Genomic DNA, 19,962 nt, shown 5'->3' on the forward strand with positions numbered 1-19,962 from the left:
ACCAAATTCAGTTGTTTGTTTGCCGAATGCGATAAATGTTCGCTGATTATTTACAAGCTTTACAAAAAGTACAGGAAAGACCTCGAATGTAAGGTCTGTGAAGAATGGTTTAAGAGATGGTTAGAACCATTGGAAACACAAGCAATTGTCGTTATGGTCTAGTTACAGCCACGACACAGTCGGTAATTTGCTGACGTGAAGGACTAACTCGTAACTAGATGGAGGAATGACAAAATGAAACTTTGTACAATCGGACTCGGATATATTGGATTACCTTCTTCAGCCATGTTTGCAGATCACGGAACGGACGTCGTCGGGGTCGACATCGACCCACGCATCGTTAAGATGTTGAATGCGGGAGACATTCATATTGAAGAACCGGGACTTGAAGATGTCATCAAACGTGTCGTCGCAAACGGAAAGTTTCGGGCAACATTAACACCGGAACCGGCAGATGTCTTTTTGATTGCCGTTCCGACACCCAATTTAAATGACACGTATAAATCGTGTGACTTGAAGTATGTCCTCGCAGCCGTTCGAAACATGTTGCCGCACGTTCAAAAAGGCAACGTCATCATCGTCGAATCAACGATCGCTCCACGGACGATGGATGATCATGTCCGACCATTAATTGAAGCAGCCGGCTTCGTCATTGGTCAAGACGTCTTCGTCGTTCATTGTCCGGAGCGGGTGCTTCCGGGACAAATCTTACATGAACTCATTCACAATAACCGGATTGTCGGCGGATTGACACCGGCTTGCGCGGATGCAGGAGCAGCGGTATATGAAACATTCGTTCAAGGCGAAATCGTCAAGACTGATGCGAAGACGGCAGAGATGTCGAAATTGATGGAGAATACGTTCCGCGATGTCAACATCGCTTTAGCCAACGAATTGACGCAAGTCTGCCATAAGCTCGAAATTAACGTGCTTGACGTGATCGAGATGGCGAACATGCATCCACGTGTCAATTTACATCATCCGGGACCAGGTGTCGGTGGACATTGTCTTGCGGTGGACCCGTATTTCATCGTCGCAAAAGCACCGTCGCTTGCACGGATTATTCATACGGCACGGGAAACGAACGTCAACATGCCGCAATTCGTTGCTGAACAGGCAGAACGCCTTGTTTCTTCTCACGTCCGACCAAAAATCGCAGTGTTCGGTGTCACATATAAAGGCAATGTCGACGACATGCGCGAAAGTCCGGCTGTCGATGTCATCGAGCAACTGATTGACCGCGGACTAGATGTGTCAGTCTGTGATCCACACGTCGAACGTTCGATTTCGTCACGCTTTGAGCTTGTGGATGAGATTGATGCGATCCAAGGTGCGGACCTGGCACTGGTACTCGTTGATCATGACGAATTTAAACAATTTGATTCACGGCGTCTTGCGAATCAGATGCGGACACCCGTCTTGTTTGATACAAAAGGAATCGTTCAACCGCTTGAGGACATCACGGTCCTAAACTTTGGTAACCTGCATACGTATCAAACGACGGAAGTGGATGCGAAGGCGATATGAACGGGGTCGGTACAATCGGGAAAGAGCTGAAAGATCATTTTTATCTGATCTTTCGCCTTTCGCTTTATGAAACAAAAAGTCAATACAGCATGCAATATCTCGGATGGTTCTGGGAAATCATGACGCCGCTCCTGCAGATTGGCGTTTACTGGGTCGTGTTCGGTTTCGGAATCCGTGGCGGAAATCCGGTCGACGGGATTCCATTCGTTTTTTGGTTGGTCAGTGGATTAATTGCCTGGTTTTTCATCGGCAGTACGATACCAAGCGGCTCACGATCGATTTACGGTCGGGTCGCCCTTGTTTCGAAAATGCACTTTCCACTCAGTACGATTCCGGCCTATGTCATCTTGGCGCAATTTTACCGCCATGTCGCAATGATTGCTTTGACGATTGTTCTCGGAATGGCATTCGGTTATTTTCCGGGCTGGCATACGTTTGAATTGTTGTATATCGTCCCGGCTGGTGTGATTTTTCTGTATGCTGTCTCACTTTTGTTGTCTGCTCTGGCAACGATGATTCGGGATGTCCAAAACATGGTGACTTCGGCAATCCGGATGTTGATGTATTTGACGCCCATCATGTGGATTCCGCCGGATCACAGTCTGTTTAAGACATTGTTGATGATCAATCCTCTCGTCTATTTGATTGAAGGATACCGCTCGGCATTGATCGGGACCGGTTATCTGCTCGATCACGTCTGGTATGGAGTCTACTTCTGGACTGTGACGTCCGTTTTGTTAGTAGTAGGAGCAGCAGTTCATCTGCGGTTCCGGCGGTACTTCATTGATTATGTCTAGGAGGAAAAAACATGAGTCACGTCGTATTCGAGAATGTTTCAAAACGCTACGTCTTGTATGCCCGACCAATTGATAAATTAAAAGAAGTGTTGTTCGGTAAAGTCAGCGGTAAACCGTTTTATGCTTTAAAAAATATCTCGTTCTCCGTCGAACAAGGCGAAATCGTCGGTGTGGTCGGAATCAACGGGAGTGGGAAGTCGACCTTGTCGCATCTGCTCGCCAACGTCACGCCGCCGACATACGGTCGTGTGACGCTTGGCGGTAAATCGGCATTAATCGCGATTTCCAGTGGTCTCAATAATCAGCTGACCGGACGGGACAACATCGAATTAAAAGGATTGATGATGGGGCTGACCAAAAAACAGATCCAGGCGATTACACCGGAAATTCTGGAGTTTGCGGACATCGGAGATTTCATCGATCAACCCGTCAAAACATATTCAAGCGGGATGCGGGCGCGGCTTGGTTTTGCCATCTCGATTAATATCAATCCGGATATCCTGATCATCGATGAGGCGCTGTCGGTCGGCGACCAGACCTTTACGGAAAAATGCCTCGATAAGATGCGGGAGTTTCGCGACCAGGGAAAAACGATCTTTTTTGTCAGCCATTCCTTGAATCAAGTCAAAAGTTTTTGTACAAAAATCCTTTGGCTCGAGTATGGAGAAGTTCGGATGTTTGGACCGACAGCGGAAACGATGGCGGAGTATAACAAATATTTATACTGGTACAAGCAGTTGACGAAAAAACAAGCTGCACATTATGTCATGAAAAAAAGAACAGGACGAAGTGATGAAATCGAGCGTTCGGCACGCGGTGAAACGATTGAATTATCGTCATGAATAACGGATAGGGGATGGAACGAATGAAACGAGTCATGTTAGTGTTCGGAACGAGACCGGAAGCAATCAAGATGGCGCCTGTCGTCAAAGCATTGGAAAAACGAGAAGGAGTCGAACCGATTGTCGTCGTGACGGCACAACACCGGGAAATGCTCGATCAAGTCCTTGAACTGTTCCAAATCGTTCCCGACCATGATCTAGATTTGATGCGTCCACGTCAGACACTCGAAGAGATGACGGCACGGATTTTAAATGCGATGCGTCGTGTCTTGGAAAAAGAGCAACCGGATTTGGTGTTGGTCCATGGGGATACGACAACGACATTCGCGGCTTCACTTGCGGCTTTTTACCAGCAGATTCCGGTTGGTCATGTCGAAGCCGGCTTACGCACGTATCAGAAGTATGCACCATTTCCGGAAGAGATGAATCGTCAATTGACGGGTGTACTCGCTGATTATCATTTTGCTCCGACTGATCAGGCAGCGGAAAATCTACGGCTCGAGAACAAACAAAGTCCGGTTATCGTGACGGGAAATACGGTCATCGACGCGTTGAAAACAACGGTTTCGAAGGACTACACGCATCCGGTGTTGACGGATCTTACAGAGAGCGGACGGAAGCTGGTTTTGTTGACCGTTCACCGACGGGAAAATCACTTGCAATTATCGCAAATTTTTGATGCCGTCGAACGATTGGCGGACAGTCATCCGGATATCGAAATCATCTATCCGGTCCATCCGAACCCGATTGTCCTCGAGGCAGCGGAACAGTTGAACCACCACCCGCGTATTCGATTGATTGAACCGCTAGATGTCTTTGATTTTCATAACTTGGCAGCCCGGGCGACTCTGATTTTGACGGATTCCGGCGGTATCCAAGAAGAAGCACCTTCGCTTGGCGTGCCGGTCCTCGTCTTGCGTGATACGACCGAACGTCCGGAAGGTGTCGCGGCCGGTACGTTGAAGCTTGTTGGGACGGATCCGGAACGCATTTATGAAACGGGTCATCTGTTACTGACGGATCAAGGGGCTTATGACGCGATGGCACAAGCGGCGAATCCATACGGAGACGGTCATGCGGCAGAACGCATCGTGGACGCGATTTTAAGCGAGGTACCGGTATGAGTTCACGTCCACTGGAACTGGCGAGTTATCAGTTTTTTCCGCAAGGGGACCGCGATAAAATTCTGCTCGAAGAAGATGCGGACGGTGTTTGGTTCGATTTTCAACAGGCGGATCCGACCGATAAGCTGTACATCCAATTGTTTGATCAGGGATTTCAATACCCTCCCTCGAAGTTGTATCGTGCCGACGCCTCTTTTGGACAGGCCGAGTCCGTCACATTGACGTGCGAACTGGAAGCGGAATCGTCATGCGACATTCAGGTATTCAAGATGCAATACGGGCAAAAAAAACGGATGCATTCAGAGACGGAATGGCTGACAGTAAACGGAAAAACAACGTGTTCCTTACAATTGAAACGAGTTAAAGGCGCCGACTATTTTAAAATTGCATTCAAGTTTTTACTCGAAGGGGACATGCGGGTTCGGTTGACGGCGTTACACGTCAACCGGCTTGTTCCGATCAAGCAGGAGGAATCCTATCATGTTATTTAGTTCGACGATTTTTTTATTTCTATTCTTACCGATCGTGTTGCTTGTCTACCACTTGTTGCCACGCACGTTTCGGAACGGCTGGCTCCTTGTAGCGAGCCTTTTCTTTTATGCCTGGGGTGAGCCGAGATTCGTCCTATTGATGTTGACCAGCATTTTGATCAACTATCTGTTTGCATTGGCTGTACACGCGTACCGGACACGGATCGGTGTCAAATGGATCATGTTCAGTATGATCGCCGTCAACCTGGGACTGCTCGGTTGGTTTAAATACAGCGGATTTTTTGTGACGTCAATCAACGAGACCTTTCAAACAACGTTGTTTGTCCCGGAAGTCGTTTTACCGATTGGGATTTCGTTCTTTACTTTTCAGGCGATGAGTTACGTCATCGATGTGTATCGTCAAGCGGGACAGGTTCAAAAAAACCCGCTCGATCTCGCTTTGTACATCGCGTTGTTTCCGCAATTGATTGCCGGTCCGATTGTCCGCTATGAGACGGTTGCGGACGAAATCAATCACCGGCGGGAAACCTTGCCTGAATTTGCGCAAGGCGTCCGCCGCTTTATCATCGGCTTATCCAAAAAATTGATTTTAGCGAACGGATGCGGGCAAGTCGCGGATACGATTTTTAACATGAAGGATTTATCGATGGGTCTCGCTTGGATTGGAATCATCGCCTATGCCTTACAAATTTATTTTGATTTTTCCGGTTACAGTGACATGGCGATTGGACTGGGGTTGATGTTTGGCTTTCATTTTCTTGAAAACTTCAACTATCCGTACATCTCAAAATCCGTCTCTGAATTTTGGCGCCGGTGGCATATTTCATTAGGCTCCTGGTTCCGGGATTATGTCTACATTCCTCTTGGAGGAAACCGGGTGTCGCCGTGGAAACAGTACCGAAATCTCGGAATTGTCTGGATGTTGACCGGACTTTGGCACGGCGCAAGCTGGACGTTTGTTGCCTGGGGAGTCTACTACGGAATCTGGATCATGGTCGAAAAAGCCTTCCTCGGAAAACTGCTGGCGCGGGTTCCCGTATTCGCGACGGTGTGGACGCTCGTGCTCGTTTTGGTCGGATGGGTCTTTTTCCGGGCAGAAACGTTCCCGGAAGCGATCACGTACATTCAAGCGATGTTCGTCCCGGATGTGCTGTGGGATGACCGCGCGAGCTACCAACTCGTCCAAAATGGTGTGATTTTAGCGTTGGCGTGTCTTGCTGCGACCCCGATTCCAAAACGGATCGGCGAACGATTTGTCGAATCATCGGGCAAAGTCGGACAGACGATGCAATATGGATACGCGATGGTCTTGTTGTTCCTCGCAACATCGGCACTCGTCGCAAGTACATTTAATCCCTTTATTTATTTCCGTTTCTAGAAAGGAGAAGACGACATGGCACAACCAATCGAACGCAAATTAAAGCCGAAAGCGGACGGTCAACCGTCCTCATCCTTTGAACGGAAGATGATGTGGCTGACGACGATCAGTTTTTTCGTCATCTTGATGGCGATTGGCGCGGGGACGATCCTTCGGGAAGACCGCGTCAGTTCCCAACTGGAAAATCGAACCCTTGCACAGTCTGTCAAACCGACCGTCCAAGGCGTGATTTCGGGTGACGATATGGTGAAAATGGAAAGTTATTTCACCGATCAATTAGTGTTGCGTGGAACCTTTGTTGAAATGCAGGCCCGATTATCAAAAAATGTCCTGCGGCAACCGTTCCGTAACGGCATTTATACGGCAGAAGACGGTTACTTGATTGAGCCGAGTCAAGCGGCGCAACCAATCGTCCCGGACGCTTTCCGACAGTTCACGCAAGAGGTGAACCGTCCGGTCTACTTTGCCCTCGCACCGTCGAAAACCGTCGTCGCGGAACGGGATGGAATCATTCCGGGTTACGTGGCTTCGAACGCGGAACAACGGTATCAGACGATGCAAGCCGGCTTCAAGCAAGCGGGCATTACCTCGATTCCTCTCGATGCCTTACAGTTGTCCGATTACTTTAAGACGGATCATCACTGGAACGTAGACGGCGCCTATCAAGCCTATGGTGAGATTATCCGTACAGTCGCGAAAACAGAACCGACGTTAAAAAAAGTGGAAGTCGATCCGGAATCAAAGCGGGCATCGGAACATCCTTACTTTGGTTCACTCGCCCGCAAGACGACGCTTGCGTATGCGAGCACAGGAGACAAAATTGAATACTACGATGCCGACCAATTTAAGGGCATCGACGTCTGCTACGACAAGAAATGTGGTCAGCCGCTGATTGATGAGCAATTCATCAAGGAAGAGGGCGACTATGCCGATCGCTACGAAGTGTTCATGCGCGGCAATCACGGTATCTTATCAATGACGTCGCAGACGAAAGGACCGAAGCTGCTTGTCCTCAAAGACTCGTTTGCCAATCCGGTCCTGCCGTTTCTTGCTAAGAGTGCCAATCTTGAGGTCGTCGATGTGCGATACGTCAACAAAGATTTTGACGCATCTGAATTTGCGAAGCAAAAAAACGTGGATGCCGTCGTCTTCTTACACAATGCGAACATCAACGGGTTGATGAAGACGTATCAGCAGAAATTGTAAAGGAGGTGCCGCATGAGATCACGTTTACGGAAAAAACAACCGCGCATCGGTTGGCGGATTGCCAGTGCCGTTTTGTTGTTGTTTGTCTTAACCGTCAGTGCCACAACCGGATTTGCGTTCTTGAAGTTCCAACAAACAGCAGATTCATTCATCACACCATTAAAAGGAACAAAAAAGCTCCCGCTTGAGGTGATGCAACCGGTCAACGTCTTATTGATTGGAGTCGACGAACGAAAAAATGATCCGGGGCGAGCGGATGCGATCATGTTGTTGTCGTTTAATCCGAAAACGAAACAAGCGACCTCTCTTTCGATTCCGCGTGATATGCAGGTGACAATTGCAAATGGTGAGAAAACAAAAATCAATCATACGTATGCTTACGGTGGGGTTGAAGAGACGATTGAGACGGTCGAGCGGACGTTTGAGACCAAAGTCCCGTACTATGCCAAAATCAATATGGATGGATTGATTGAACTCGTTGACGCGGTCGGTGGGGTGACGGTTGATAATCCATCTGCTTTCAGTTGGAACGACCGTCGTCTGCAAAAAGACTATGCGGAAGGGAAAATCAAACTTGACGGGCTCGAAGCGAGCGGATATGCCCGTATGCGGAAACAAGACCCGCTCGGTGACATGGGACGACAAATCCGTCAACGGCAGGTCTTGGAAGCGGTCGGGATGAAACTAGCCGGTCCTGATATTTTAGCGAACTTGGAAGAAATTAGCCGGGTTCTGAAAAACAACTTCAGCACGAATATCACGTTTTCAGAAGCGGCACAACTGGCGCAAGAAAATCAAACCGGGTTTGAACGTCTGAAACCGCTCAAACTGGACGGTGAGGGATACATTGCGAGTGACGGCGTCTGGTACTTTTTCGCCTCGGATCAATCGATGCAAGAAGCCAAACAGGCAATCGACAAACTGACGAAAAGTTAATCCAATCGTGAGCAAGGACTGTGTAAAAGGGGGTTCCTTTTTCACAGTCCTTTTTTTCGATTCGCTTGTTGGTCCAAAAGTCTTATTTTCTTTAGCAGACTAAAATAAGCTTTGACAGACAAGCAGAACGAATGGAGAATGGAAATGAAAACGATTACATAAATCCAAGGAGGATACGGCATGAATCGATTGAAATCAGTCTGTGCAGTTGTGCTAACGTTTGCACTGATGTTTAGTTTGTTTCCAGTAAACAGCTTGGCACTGGAAAAAGGCAAATCGACACTCGTCATCATTCACTACAAAGAAGATAAAACGTCAGAAAAAGATTGGAATCTCTGGTTATGGGCGAACGGACCAGATTATTTCCCGAACAAGGCACACGCCTTTAACGGCGAAGATGCTTACGGGAAAATCGCAGCTTATGAATTTCCAGTGGATCAACCGGAAAAAATCGGATTCATCGTCCGCGATGATTCATGGAACAAAGATCCCGGTTCGGAAAACGACCGTTTCATCACAAAAGATATGATCAAGGACGGGGTCGCAGAAGTCTGGATCGAATCAGGCAGTAAAGAAGTATCACCTGTCAATCCAACAGGTGGCAGCGACGTTGAGGATGTCAATACGAACATTCATTACTACCGTTACGATAATGACTACGACAAGTACGGGGTATGGGCATGGCCAAACGCCCAGGATGGAAAACGATTTGAGTTTAATGGTCAAGATGAGTTTGGTGCTGTTGCCAACGTCACGTTGACGAATACAACAAAGGAGCGTCTTGTCGGAATCATTCCGCACATCGAAGGATGGTCTGAAAAAGACGGAGCGGATCGTTTTTATTACGCCGGAGCAAAAGACATTTGGTTGATTGAAGGCGATCAAACCATTTATTACAGTAAACCGGACATCGACCGGACACCCAAATTCACAAGTTTCCTGGCCGATGATTTTAAAACCATGACGCTGAAAACCAACTCGCCGATTACGGCGGAAGATGTAAAAGCGTTAACGTTTAAAGGACTGGTCAAGCCGGTCGTAAAACAAGTTGATGCGAAGACGCTTGAAGTCACGGTCACCTCTGACATCGATCTGGCGAATGTCGTCACCGTGTCACATCCGGTCTTTGGCGAAGGGATTTTAGAAGCGGGGAAAGTCCTGCGTTCCGATGCCTTTGATCAAAAGTATGCGTACGATGGCAAACTCGGTACAGTCTATCAAAAAGGCAAAACGACGTTCCGGGTCTGGGCACCGACAGCTCAAGCAGTGGAACTCGAACTGTACAAGTTACCGAAAAAACAAGCAGCAACAACTAAAGATATCGTGCGTGAAGTGAAAATGGTCCGCGGCGACCGTGGTGTCTTTAGCGTCACGGTCAAGGGAGACCTTGACGGAACAGGCTACACGTATGAAGTCAAGCATGCCAAAGAAACGACACGAGCGGTTGACCCATATGCGACGGCAGTTGCCGTCAACGGGGATCAAGGCGTCGTCGTCGATTTAAATGAAACGGATCCAAAACGTTGGACCAAAACAAAAATGCCGTTAAAAGAGGCAACGGATGCCATCATCTACGAAACGCATGTCCGTGACTTGTCGATGTTTGATGTGACAGGTACGACATACGATTCAGGCATCAAGCAAAAAGGAAAGTATCTCGGTGTCATCGAGCCGGGAACACGTCTGTTGAAGGACGGCAAAAAAACAAAAACGAAAACCGGACTCGATCACTTAAAAGAATTGGGAATTACTCACGTCCAATTCATTCCGGTGTATGACTTCAATACGGCGTCCGTCGATGAGACGAATCCCCTTAAAACATACAACTGGGGCTATGATCCGAAAAACTACAATGCGCCTGAAGGTTCTTACGCAACCAATGCCTATGATCCAAAAGTCCGGATCAAAGAGATGAAACAAATGATTCAAGGATTACATGACAACGGATTACGTGCCGTCATGGACGTCGTCTACAACCATATGTTTGATGCGAAAGCTTCAAACTTGGATAAAATCGTCCCAGGCTATTACTACCGCTACACAGAAGGCGGCGATCTGGCGAACGGCACAGGTGTCGGAAACGATACGGCTTCCGAACGCAAGATGATGCATAAACTGATCGTCGATTCGGTTGACTACTGGGCAAAAGAATACCGTTGGGACGGATTCCGTTTTGATTTAATGGGGATTCATGACGTCAAGACGATGAATGCCGTCAAGCGGACGACAACTAAAATCGATCCGTCAATCCTCGTCTTCGGAGAAGGATGGAGCCTTGGAACACCACTTCCGGAAGCCGAAAAAGCCAATCAGACGAATGCCAAGCAGATGCCGGGCATCGCACACTTTAACGACAACTTGCGGGATGCGCTCAAAGGAAGTGTTTTTGAAGATACGGAAGCCGGTTTCGTCAACGGTAAGGCAGGTCTTGAAACACGCATCAAGCGCGGGGTTGTCGGTGAGATTGCCTATAACAAAGAAATCACCGGTTTCACAGCAGAACCCGATCAAGCCATCACGTATGTCGAAGCCCATGATAACCACACATTATGGGACAAGTTAAACTTAACGAATCCGCAAGATACCGATGCAACAAAAACAAAGATGCACCGCTTGGCGTCAAGCATCCTGCTGACGTCACAAGGAACAACCTTCATCCATGCCGGTCAAGATTTCATGCGGACAAAAGGTGGCGACCACAATTCGTACAAGTCACCGGATTCCGTCAATCAACTGGATTGGAAATTAAAAATGGACCGTCAAGCCGATGTGGATTACATGAAAGGACTGATTCAAGTCCGAAAAGCGAATCCGGCTCTGCATCTCGGTTCAGCAAAAGACATCCGCCGCTACCTGACGTTTAAGGATGCACCGGAACAAGTCGTTGCTTATCAATTGGCAGATGAAGCTCCACAACAAAAAACCGATCTGTATGTCGTCCATAATGCGAAACGTCAAGCCGTCAAGATGACGTTGCCAAAAGGGACGTGGAACGTGATCGTCGACGGTAAAACCGCGGGAACGAAAACACTTAAAAAAGTGTCGGGCAGCCTTACGGTCGACCCACTCAGTTCTTACGTGTTAAAAAAATAAACAAGTAAAAAACGTATCGCCTCTGTGAATCATTCACAGAGGCGATACGTTTTTTGTGATCAAGGAAAAATTAAGCGTAACGCTCGTCTTCTTCCTCTTCTTCGTTCAGATTACCTTCTTCCGATTTCGCGACGATGACGGCACAAGCAGCGTCACCCGTGATGTTGACGGCTGTCCGCATCATATCGAGCAGGCGGTCGACACCGATGATCAAGGCGATCCCTTCAACAGGCAGGTTGACTGACTGAAGAACCATCGTCAGCATGACGAGACCGACACCCGGTACGCCGGCTGTTCCGACAGATGCGAGAACGGCAGTCAAGACAACGGTTGCGAGTTGAGCAGGCGATAAATCAATTCCATATACCTGAGCGATAAAGACGGTCGCGACCCCTTGCATGATCGCTGTCCCATCCATATTGATCGTCGCACCAAGTGGTTGGACGAAACTTGACACGGAGCGTGGAACTTTTAACTCACGTTGTGCGGTTTGCATAGCGACCGGTAACGTCGCGTTCGACGACGAAGTCGAGAAGGCAAACAACATGACGGGAGCAAACTTCTTGAAGAAGAAAAACGGATTCATCTTTCCGAGCAACGAGACGGTCGAACCGTACGTCAACAGGGAATGGACAATCAATGCCAGGATGACGACACCCATGTAGAGAGCCATTGCTTTTAAGGAATCAAATCCTTGTGAACCGACGGCAGAGGCAATCAAAGCGAATGCGCCGAGTGGTGCCATCTTCATGACGAGACCAATCAAATACGTCATCAAGTCATTTCCTTGTTCGACGAATGACCGTAAAGTCGATACTTTACTGCCGAGGAATGTGATTCCGAAACCGATAAAGACGCTGAAGACGATGATTTGCAACATGTTGCCTTCTGCCATCGACGTGATCGGATTCGTCGGGAACATTCCGACAATCGTATTGATCAAGCTGGTATCCGGTAAGTTTCCTTGGTCATATTCCAAGTTGTCGGTTGCAAAGTTGCCGAACGTACCCGGTTTGATCAGTAACGACAAACCAAGTGCGATGACGATGGCAACAGCCGTCGTCGTCATGAAATAACCGATGGCTTTTCCGCCGACCCGGCCAAGTTCCTTTGGATTCCCGAGTCCCATGACACCAAGCGTAATCGAGAAGAAGACGATCGGCACGACAAGCATCTTAATCAAGTTCAAGAAAATCGTACCGATTGGTTGAAGTGCATACTTATTCAATCCTTCATAGATTGATTTGTCTGGTAACGTTGCGAGAATGATTCCGAGAATGACCCCGAGGATCAATCCCCAAATAATTCGTTTGGCTTCTTTCATAAATGAGAACAACTCCTTTTTCAGATAACTGTGTCTATTTTGACACATCATTCACCGTTTTGACAAAACATTTTAAAAATTTTAAGAAAACGCTTACAAATTATTTCGAATTTTTTCAGCAAAAAACCATGAATCTGTTGTAAATAATGGGGTGACATGAGAGGATAGAAAAGAACAAAAAGGAACATCTCGGGAATGATCCAAAACCGGTCAATCAACTATTGACCAAATTGTATATTCCTACTATAATGTTGTATGACGTGTCTGACACGTTTCCTTTAGTCGGTAATATCGGAGGGAGGGAAAACTAGTGGAAACTCGTGTACGTAAAAATGAATCACTTGAAGACGCACTTCGCCGCTTCAAACGTGGTGTTTCAAAAGATGGTACGCTTGCTGAAGTTCGTAAACGTAAACACTACGAAAAGCCAAGTGTAAAACGTAAGCTTAAATCGGAGGCTGCGCGTAAGCGTAAGAAGTTCTAACGTAAGAGAGGGTGTATCCTCATGAGTCTTCAAGAGCGTTTGACAGCGGATATGAAGGAAGCCATGCGTTCGCGTGAGAAAGATCGTCTTACGACGATTCGGATGGTGAAGTCGTCCCTGCAAAATGAAGCGATTAAACTCGGTAAGCAAGAATTAACTGATGAGGAAGAGCTAACTATACTCTCACGTGAGATGAAACAGCGCAACGACTCCCTCCGAGAATTCGAACGCGCTGATCGTCACGACCTCGTCGAGAAGATTCAAGCAGAGATAATCGTGCTCGAAGCTTATATGCCAAAACAACTTTCGGAAGAAGAAGTCCAGGAAATCGTTGATGCAGCAATTGCGAAGACGGGTGCCTCGGCTCCTTCTGATATGGGGAAAGTAATGGGGATCGTCATGCCGCAACTCAAGGGTAAGGCGGACGGTGCCTTGATTAATCGGCTTGTGAAACAACAACTGAATTAACCCGTTTTGAAAGGTGTCCTTCGGGATGCCTTTTTTTGTTCGATGAATTCGGAAAATTCGGAACTTAGAAAAAGTTATGAAACCTTTTCTGAGATGAAAGCGTATATAATAATAGTAACAATGAGCCATGTTCAGAAAGAGGAAATTTGTTTGTCGTCTGATTCTGATGAAAAAGGGGTGAACGGAGTAATGTCTTTTAGCTTAGGGATGATTTTAGCGGTCTTCATGATCGGTGTCATCATGTTACTGGTCGAGATATTCGTGACTGGATTCGGTATATTCGGCGTACTTGGAATCGGTGCTGTCCTTGCCAGCTTAATCATGGCAGGAGCAACGGTTGGTCAAGTGGGTCTTGCAGTAGGGTTGGCAGTCTTTTTGTCGCTGGCTGCCGGGTTCTGGGCATATCGTCGGATCAAATCGAATCAGTCATTACTGTGGAGAGGGTTGATCTTAACAGACTCCACATCGTCTGAAAAAGGATACTTGTCTCATCAAGACAAGGAACAACTACGTGGGAAAGTGGGGCTCAGTTTGACACCACTTCGTCCTGCAGGAACGATTGAAATCGACGGGAATCGAGTCGATGCGGTCACGGAAGGTAGCTTCATCAGCTCTGGAGAACAAGTCGTCGTTCAAGACGTCACACACGGACGAGTCATCGTTCGAGTCCAAAAAACGAAGGAGGAGTCACTCACATGACACCTGAATTATTGACCGTTCTACTCATATCAGGAGGAATACTTATTTTCCTCGCGATCTTCTTTACACTTGTTCCAATTCCACTCTGGATCAGCTCGCTTGCAGCCGGCGTCCGGGTTTCGATCTTCACACTTGTCGGGATGCGACTCCGTCGCGTTACGCCATCGAAAATCGTCAATCCATTGATCAAGGCCGTCAAAGCCGGGATCAACCTCAATACGAACCAACTGGAAAGTCATTTTCTTGCCGGTGGTAACGTTGACCGTGTTGTCAACGCGTTGATTGCTGCACATCGTGCTAATATCGAACTCAGTTTCGAACGGGCCGCAGCAATTGATTTAGCAGGTCGAAACGTGCTCGAAGCCGTTCAGATGTCCGTTAACCCGAAAGTCATCGAAACGCCATTTATTGCAGGTGTCGCGATGAACGGGATTGAAGTAAAAGCAAAAGCACGGATTACCGTACGTGCCAACATCGACCGCCTCGTTGGTGGTGCGGGTGAAGAAACCGTCATCGCGCGTGTCGGCGAAGGTGTCATCTCGACAATCGGTTCGTGTCAAGATCAAAAAGAAGTGCTTGAAAATCCAGAAATGATTTCGCGGACCGTCCTTGCGAAAGGTCTAGACTCAGGAACAGCCTTTGAAATTCTCTCGATCGATATCGCGGATATTGATATCGGAAAAAACATCGGCGCGGTTCTCCAAACGGACCAAGCGGAAGCCGACAAAAACATCGCCCAAGCCAAAGCCGAAGAACGTCGGGCAATGGCGATTGCGAGCGAACAAGAAATGAAATCACGTGTCGAAGAAATGCGTGCCAAAGTTGTTGCGGCAGAAGCCGAAGTTCCACTGGCAATCGCAGAAGCATTGCGTGACGGAAACTTCAGCGTAATGGATTATGCCAACTACTTGAACGTGACGGCGGATACAAAAATGCGTCAAGCCATTGGTGGGCAGTCTTCGCCGAACGACTCACAATAAAGGGTGATCTAGGATGGAAAGCTTAATTTGGGTCGGTTTGATGATTGCCTTTGGTGTCATCTCGGTTATCTCAAAAGCAGCCGATCAAAAGAAGACCAGTTCTTCAACACGTGTTCCCTCTAAAGAATTTGGCGACTATGTCAAGAAAATGGTCGATCAAGTGGAAACGAAGCTTCCGGAAAATCGAGAGGTTCCACCTCCGATTAAGCGGAAACAACAAAAACAGACACAACCGGTCAAGCATCAGCGGACCGAATTGCAACAACGCTTGGACGAACGCGATCGTGTGAAAGCTCAGAAACAAGCACGATCGAATTTGGGCAAAATCACGGGAAGTATTTCAAGTGATGAGATTGGAAAAAGACGGGACGAGAAAAAAGGGATGCAGACAACGCAAGAGGAAATCCGCCAGGCGATCATCTGGAGTGAAGTCCTTGGACCGCCGGTATCAAAACGGACGTCTAAGTCCCCGCATCGTTAAAAACAGGTCAGCTCTCGTGTCAGTGGAGAGCTGATCTGTTTTTGTGAAGACACGACGAAAAAATCAAGGGCTCAGCAAGGATCGAAAACGAAAAGAGTTAAAACAAGGAAACCACATCTTGAGGATGGGTTTTTCCTTCCAAGTATTATTCGGAAATGCTAAAGTGGACTAGAACAGATTTGTAGAGATGACGTACTGTTATCCATCATTAGGAGGCCAATCATAACGTGATATTTAATGAAAGAATCCCATTTGCATTTTCGAATTCAGAACAGATTCAAGCATTCGTAGGACCGAACGATGCCGTACTAAAAACGATGGAAGCGGAACTGGACGTGCAACTGACACATCGGGGAGATGAGTTGCTGGCACAGGCAGAAGAAGAACGTGCTGTTGTTTTGGCGAAACAAGTGGTCGGCGTTTTAAAACAGCTTGTGGATCGTGGCGCAGTCTTGACGGAACGGGATGCGACCAGTGCGATTCAGTTGGCACGACAAGATCGTGTCGATGAATTGCTGGAATTATATGACACGGTTATCCATACGAACCATAAAGGAAAACCACTCCGGGCGAAAACATTGGGACAAGCACGTTATGTCCGGGGAATTGAAAAATGTGATTTGACGTTTGGGATCGGACCAGCCGGAACGGGGAAAACGTATCTTGCGGTCGTCATGGCAGCACGTGCCTTAAAAGAAGGGCATGTCAAACGACTGGTCCTCACACGACCGGCCGTCGAAGCCGGCGAAAATCTTGGGTTCTTACCGGGAGATTTAAAAGAGAAGGTCGATCCGTACCTGCGTCCTCTCTACGATGCGTTGCATGATGTGTTGGGGGTAGAACATACTGCGCGTTTATTAGAACGTGGTGTGATTGAAATCGCGCCGCTTGCTTACATGCGGGGCCGAACACTCGAGCATGCTTTCGTCATTTTGGATGAAGCGCAAAATACGACACGGGAACAAATGAAAATGTTTTTGACACGCCTTGGGTTCCATTCCAAAATGATTGTCACCGGTGACCTGACCCAAGTCGATTTACCACGCGGGAAAGCATCTGGGTTGCAGGAGGCCTTGAATCTACTTGGGAACGTCCGGGGAATCCATTTTGAACACTTCAGCTCGGCTGATGTCGTCCGACATCCACTTGTCCGAAAAATCATTGATGCGTACAGTCAAGAACTCGACTGAACCGTGGCAGATGAATCACAGAGTGGAAAGGAGACGAACGGATGCGTAAAGCAGGCATATGGATCAGTCTGCTGACGCTCGGCTTTTACGTCATCATCTCGACGATGATGTACGTAAGTGTCCGACCGGAAGCATTGTCGGCGGAACCTTTTTCTATTGCGGAAGAAGATATTCGATCTCCGTTGACCATCGAAGATCGAGAAGCGACAAGGCTGTTGAAGGAAAACACGGTGGCAGCCATCGACAGCCAGTATACGATCAAGCAGGAATATGCAACACAACAAATCGATAAAGTCGAACAGCTTTTTGCGAGCCTGAAAGGGATTACGGAAGCCGAAGACGTCGGTAAAATCAAACAGCGTCTCCGGGGAACCGAAGCCGCTGATTTGCTGAAAGATGATGAACTGCGTCTTCTAGCCACCTCGTCGACAGCAGTCCGGAATACAGCGCGTGACGTCGTGATCACAGCGATTGAAGAGGCGATGCGGCAACGTATTTCTTCCGATGGTGGTGAAGTGGCGGAAGCGCGTGAAAATGCACGGCTCGACATTGAACGGTCACCGTTGTCCTTTTCTTTGAAAGCCGTCGGAAAAACGTTGACGGACCAATTGATTGTGACGAACTATGTGTATGACCCGGAGAAAACGGAACAGTTGCGTAAGCAGACGAATGATAAAGTCGAGCCGGTCCTGATTTCGGAAGGGGAGGTCATCGTCAAACGAGGGGAAGTGATTTCTCAAGATGCCTACCGGCAACTGCAACTTGTCGGGCTGATCTCAGACCGGCAATCCTTTAAACCGTTGCTCGGGACATTGATCTTAAGCGGCTTGATGACGTTGTTATTGTACGGCTTCATCGGTCGTTCGAATCTCCGTTATGCAAAGATGGGGAAGGTGAAGTTGTTTAGCCTCGTCTATCTCGTCGTCATACTTCAGCTCATCGTTACGTACGGGATGGCATTCTTAGCGGAGGATATCAATCCTGCCTTGTACTTACTCACTCCGACGGCGTTTTCAGCACTCGTGTTACGCAACTTGCTGAATGAGCGGATTGCATTATCGAGCACGCTGTTCATGGCATTAGCGGGGACGTTTTTCTACAGCACGAATCAGAATTTCAGCTTTAACATCGCGATTTATCTGTTGGTGGGGGGGCTAGTTGCGACGTACTTTTTGCGATCGAGCTTATCCCGACGCCGTATCTTCATCAGCAGTTTGACAATCGCAGCGGCTAATATTGCTGTGTTTCTGGCATTTGTTTTGATGCGGACCGGGCAACTTGAACTGAAGGAAACCTCATACTTGATTGGATTTGCGATTGCGAGCGGTGTCTTGAGTGCGATTTTTGCGATTGGGCTGTTGCCGTTCCTCGAAATGACATTCGGCATCTTGGCACCGACGCGTTTACTGGAATTATTGAATCCGACACATCCGCTTCTAAAAAAATTGTTGGTCGAGGCGCCTGGCACCTATCACCACAGTATGATGGTCGCAAACCTTGCCGAGACGGCATGTGAAGCGATCGGTGCGGATGGGTTGCTAGCCCGTGCCGGTGCGTATTATCATGATTTGGGCAAAACCCGGCGGCCGCTTTATTTCATTGAAAATCAACATGGGTTGAATCCGCATGATCGTCTCAAACCGGAAGAGTCGGCACGGGTCATTCTGGCCCATACAGATGACGGGGTCGACTTGCTGGAAGAAGCCAAGATACCGGGTGTGATTGTCGATATTTGCCGGGAGCACCACGGGACATCGTTATTACGGTACTTTTATGTCAAGGCGACTGAACAAGGCGAAGTAAACGAAGCGGATTTCCGTTACAGTGGTCCAAAGCCACAATCACGCGAGGCGGCCGTCATCATGATCGTCGATTCGATTGAAGCGGCAGTCCGTTCGATGAAATCACCGACGGAAGAAGGCATTCGGGAATTGGTTAAAAAAATCATTCGAGAAAAGCTGCTCGATGATCAATTTTCCGAATGTGACATGACGACACGTGATATTTACCGTGTTGGTGACAGTGCTTGTCATACGTTATCGGGGTTATTCCACGAACGCATTGAATATCCTGAGTTAAAGAAAGAGGAATCGACATGAATATCTATATGACAGATGAAGGTACATTGTTGAACGAGGACCAATTGAAACTGGTCGAATCGATTTTAGTGTATACGGCAAAGGAAGAGGAAATTGAAAGTAACAGTGAACTGTCCGTTACTTTCGTGACCAATGATGAAATCCAGCAGATCAACCGGGAATGGCGTGGGAAAGACCAGGCGACGGACGTGATTTCGTTTGCGATGGATGAACTGGGAGAAGATGAAATCGACTTTCAGTTGCTCGAAGATGAGCCCGTTGTCCTCGGTGATTTAATCATTTCGGTCGAACGGTGCCGGGAACAAGCAGCTGAATACGGCAATCATTTTGAACGGGAACTTGGATTTTTAGCGGTGCATGGTTTTCTCCACCTTCTCGGATATGACCATATCGAGAAAGCGGACGAAGAAATCATGACGAAGCGGCAGGAGGAAATCTTACACCACTTCGAGCTGTATCGAGGAAAGTTGTGAAGACGTGGTGGTTACCGTTTGTCCATGCGATGAACGGAATCCGTCAAGCCTTAAAAGAAGAACGGCATATGAAGGTGCATGTTGTCATTGGAATGGTCGTATTACTGGTCGCGTTTTATTTGCCGCTGACGGCAGTCGAGCGGGCAATCCTATGTTTGACGGTCGGTGTCGTGCTGAGTGCGGAAATGTTTAATACGGCTTTTGAGCGGACGGTGGATCTTGTGACGGAGGAATGGCATCCGCTTGCAAAAGCGGCAAAAGACATTGCCAGTGGAGCAGTTCTGGTGTTGGCGCTTACATCAATTGCAATTGCACTATGCATCTTCGTCCCATATTTGGTACAATAAGAATCCGGCCTTTTTTGGCCAAC

General features: G+C 47.8%; 19 protein-coding genes. 18 read left to right on the forward strand and 1 reads right to left on the reverse strand.

The window, feature by feature from the left end:
• Nucleotides 1-234 precede the first annotated feature (234 nt).
• The 9 genes from KNP87_RS05695 (at nucleotide 235) to pulA (ending at nucleotide 11,394) form a co-directional block, all read left to right on the forward strand.
• A complete protein-coding gene (locus KNP87_RS05695; RefSeq protein ID WP_214721101.1) occupies nucleotides 235-1,527 on the forward strand; it encodes a nucleotide sugar dehydrogenase in 1,293 nt (430 codons plus the stop codon).
• Complete coding sequence (locus KNP87_RS05700; RefSeq protein WP_012369711.1) at nucleotides 1,524-2,324, forward strand: ABC transporter permease; 801 nt, start codon at nucleotides 1,524-1,526, stop codon at nucleotides 2,322-2,324. The genes KNP87_RS05695 and KNP87_RS05700 overlap by 4 nt, the downstream gene beginning before the upstream one ends.
• A gap of 11 nt (nucleotides 2,325-2,335) precedes the next feature.
• On the forward strand, nucleotides 2,336-3,166 hold the full coding sequence (gene tagH, locus KNP87_RS05705; protein ID WP_012369712.1) for a teichoic acids export ABC transporter ATP-binding subunit TagH: 831 nt from the start codon (nucleotides 2,336-2,338) through the stop codon (nucleotides 3,164-3,166).
• 14 nt (nucleotides 3,167-3,180) lie between these two features.
• The gene (gene wecB, locus KNP87_RS05710; RefSeq protein ID WP_483299337.1) at nucleotides 3,181-4,290 is read left to right on the forward strand and encodes a non-hydrolyzing UDP-N-acetylglucosamine 2-epimerase; all 1,110 of its coding nucleotides are present in this window, start codon (nucleotides 3,181-3,183) and stop codon (nucleotides 4,288-4,290) included.
• Nucleotides 4,287-4,781 carry a hypothetical protein gene (locus KNP87_RS05715; RefSeq protein ID WP_214721103.1) on the forward strand — a complete coding sequence of 165 codons (495 nt, stop codon included), beginning with the start codon at nucleotides 4,287-4,289 and terminating at the stop codon, nucleotides 4,779-4,781. The genes wecB and KNP87_RS05715 overlap by 4 nt, the downstream gene beginning before the upstream one ends.
• Nucleotides 4,771-6,159, forward strand: a complete 1,389-nt coding sequence (locus tag KNP87_RS05720; RefSeq protein ID WP_026833646.1) for an MBOAT family O-acyltransferase — start codon at nucleotides 4,771-4,773, stop codon at nucleotides 6,157-6,159. Before KNP87_RS05715 ends, KNP87_RS05720 begins: the two co-directional genes overlap by 11 nt.
• 15 nt (nucleotides 6,160-6,174) lie before the next feature.
• The gene (locus KNP87_RS05725) at nucleotides 6,175-7,365 is read left to right on the forward strand and encodes a DHHW family protein (RefSeq protein WP_214721104.1); all 1,191 of its coding nucleotides are present in this window, start codon (nucleotides 6,175-6,177) and stop codon (nucleotides 7,363-7,365) included.
• A 12-nt stretch (nucleotides 7,366-7,377) separates the two neighbouring features.
• Nucleotides 7,378-8,301: an LCP family protein gene (locus tag KNP87_RS05730; RefSeq protein ID WP_214721105.1), complete on the forward strand. Its 924-nt coding sequence runs from the start codon at nucleotides 7,378-7,380 to the stop codon at nucleotides 8,299-8,301.
• Nucleotides 8,302-8,481: 180 nt separating this feature from the next.
• On the forward strand, nucleotides 8,482-11,394 hold the full coding sequence (gene pulA, locus KNP87_RS05735) for a type I pullulanase (RefSeq protein ID WP_214721106.1): 2,913 nt from the start codon (nucleotides 8,482-8,484) through the stop codon (nucleotides 11,392-11,394).
• 70 nt (nucleotides 11,395-11,464) lie between these two features.
• Here the strand turns inward: pulA and KNP87_RS05740 are convergent, their stop codons facing one another.
• Complete coding sequence (locus KNP87_RS05740) at nucleotides 11,465-12,718, reverse strand: dicarboxylate/amino acid:cation symporter (RefSeq protein WP_026833642.1); 1,254 nt, start codon at nucleotides 12,716-12,718, stop codon at nucleotides 11,465-11,467.
• A 310-nt stretch (nucleotides 12,719-13,028) separates the two neighbouring features.
• On the opposite strand from KNP87_RS05740, the gene rpsU reads away from it, so the two are divergent.
• The 9 genes from rpsU to KNP87_RS05785 all read left to right on the forward strand — a co-directional run bounded on the left by rpsU (nucleotide 13,029) and on the right by KNP87_RS05785 (nucleotide 19,939).
• The gene (gene rpsU, locus KNP87_RS05745; protein ID WP_012369719.1) at nucleotides 13,029-13,202 is read left to right on the forward strand and encodes a 30S ribosomal protein S21; all 174 of its coding nucleotides are present in this window, start codon (nucleotides 13,029-13,031) and stop codon (nucleotides 13,200-13,202) included.
• A 21-nt stretch (nucleotides 13,203-13,223) separates the two neighbouring features.
• Complete coding sequence (locus KNP87_RS05750; RefSeq protein ID WP_026833641.1) at nucleotides 13,224-13,670, forward strand: GatB/YqeY domain-containing protein; 447 nt, start codon at nucleotides 13,224-13,226, stop codon at nucleotides 13,668-13,670.
• 189 nt (nucleotides 13,671-13,859) lie between these two features.
• Nucleotides 13,860-14,369 carry an NfeD family protein gene (locus tag KNP87_RS05755; protein ID WP_035387659.1) on the forward strand — a complete coding sequence of 170 codons (510 nt, stop codon included), beginning with the start codon at nucleotides 13,860-13,862 and terminating at the stop codon, nucleotides 14,367-14,369.
• Entirely contained in the window at nucleotides 14,366-15,349 is a 984-nt protein-coding gene (gene floA, locus KNP87_RS05760; protein ID WP_026833639.1) for a flotillin-like protein FloA, read from the forward strand. Before KNP87_RS05755 ends, floA begins: the two co-directional genes overlap by 4 nt.
• A gap of 13 nt (nucleotides 15,350-15,362) precedes the next feature.
• Nucleotides 15,363-15,830, forward strand: a complete 468-nt coding sequence (locus tag KNP87_RS05765; protein WP_214721107.1) for a hypothetical protein — start codon at nucleotides 15,363-15,365, stop codon at nucleotides 15,828-15,830.
• Between the two features lie 227 nt (nucleotides 15,831-16,057).
• Nucleotides 16,058-17,020, forward strand: a complete 963-nt coding sequence (locus KNP87_RS05770; protein WP_051524030.1) for a PhoH family protein — start codon at nucleotides 16,058-16,060, stop codon at nucleotides 17,018-17,020.
• A 41-nt stretch (nucleotides 17,021-17,061) separates the two neighbouring features.
• On the forward strand, nucleotides 17,062-19,119 hold the full coding sequence (locus KNP87_RS05775) for an HD family phosphohydrolase (protein WP_214721108.1): 2,058 nt from the start codon (nucleotides 17,062-17,064) through the stop codon (nucleotides 19,117-19,119).
• Nucleotides 19,116-19,592: an rRNA maturation RNase YbeY gene (gene ybeY / locus KNP87_RS05780; RefSeq protein WP_214721109.1), complete on the forward strand. Its 477-nt coding sequence runs from the start codon at nucleotides 19,116-19,118 to the stop codon at nucleotides 19,590-19,592. Before KNP87_RS05775 ends, ybeY begins: the two co-directional genes overlap by 4 nt.
• Complete coding sequence (locus KNP87_RS05785; RefSeq protein ID WP_214721110.1) at nucleotides 19,589-19,939, forward strand: diacylglycerol kinase; 351 nt, start codon at nucleotides 19,589-19,591, stop codon at nucleotides 19,937-19,939. Before ybeY ends, KNP87_RS05785 begins: the two co-directional genes overlap by 4 nt.
• The last annotated feature ends 23 nt before the right edge of the window (nucleotides 19,940-19,962 follow it).

This window comes from Exiguobacterium sp. s192, from assembly GCF_018618795.1.
Taxonomy (GTDB): domain Bacteria; phylum Bacillota; class Bacilli; order Exiguobacteriales; family Exiguobacteriaceae; genus Exiguobacterium_A; species Exiguobacterium_A undae.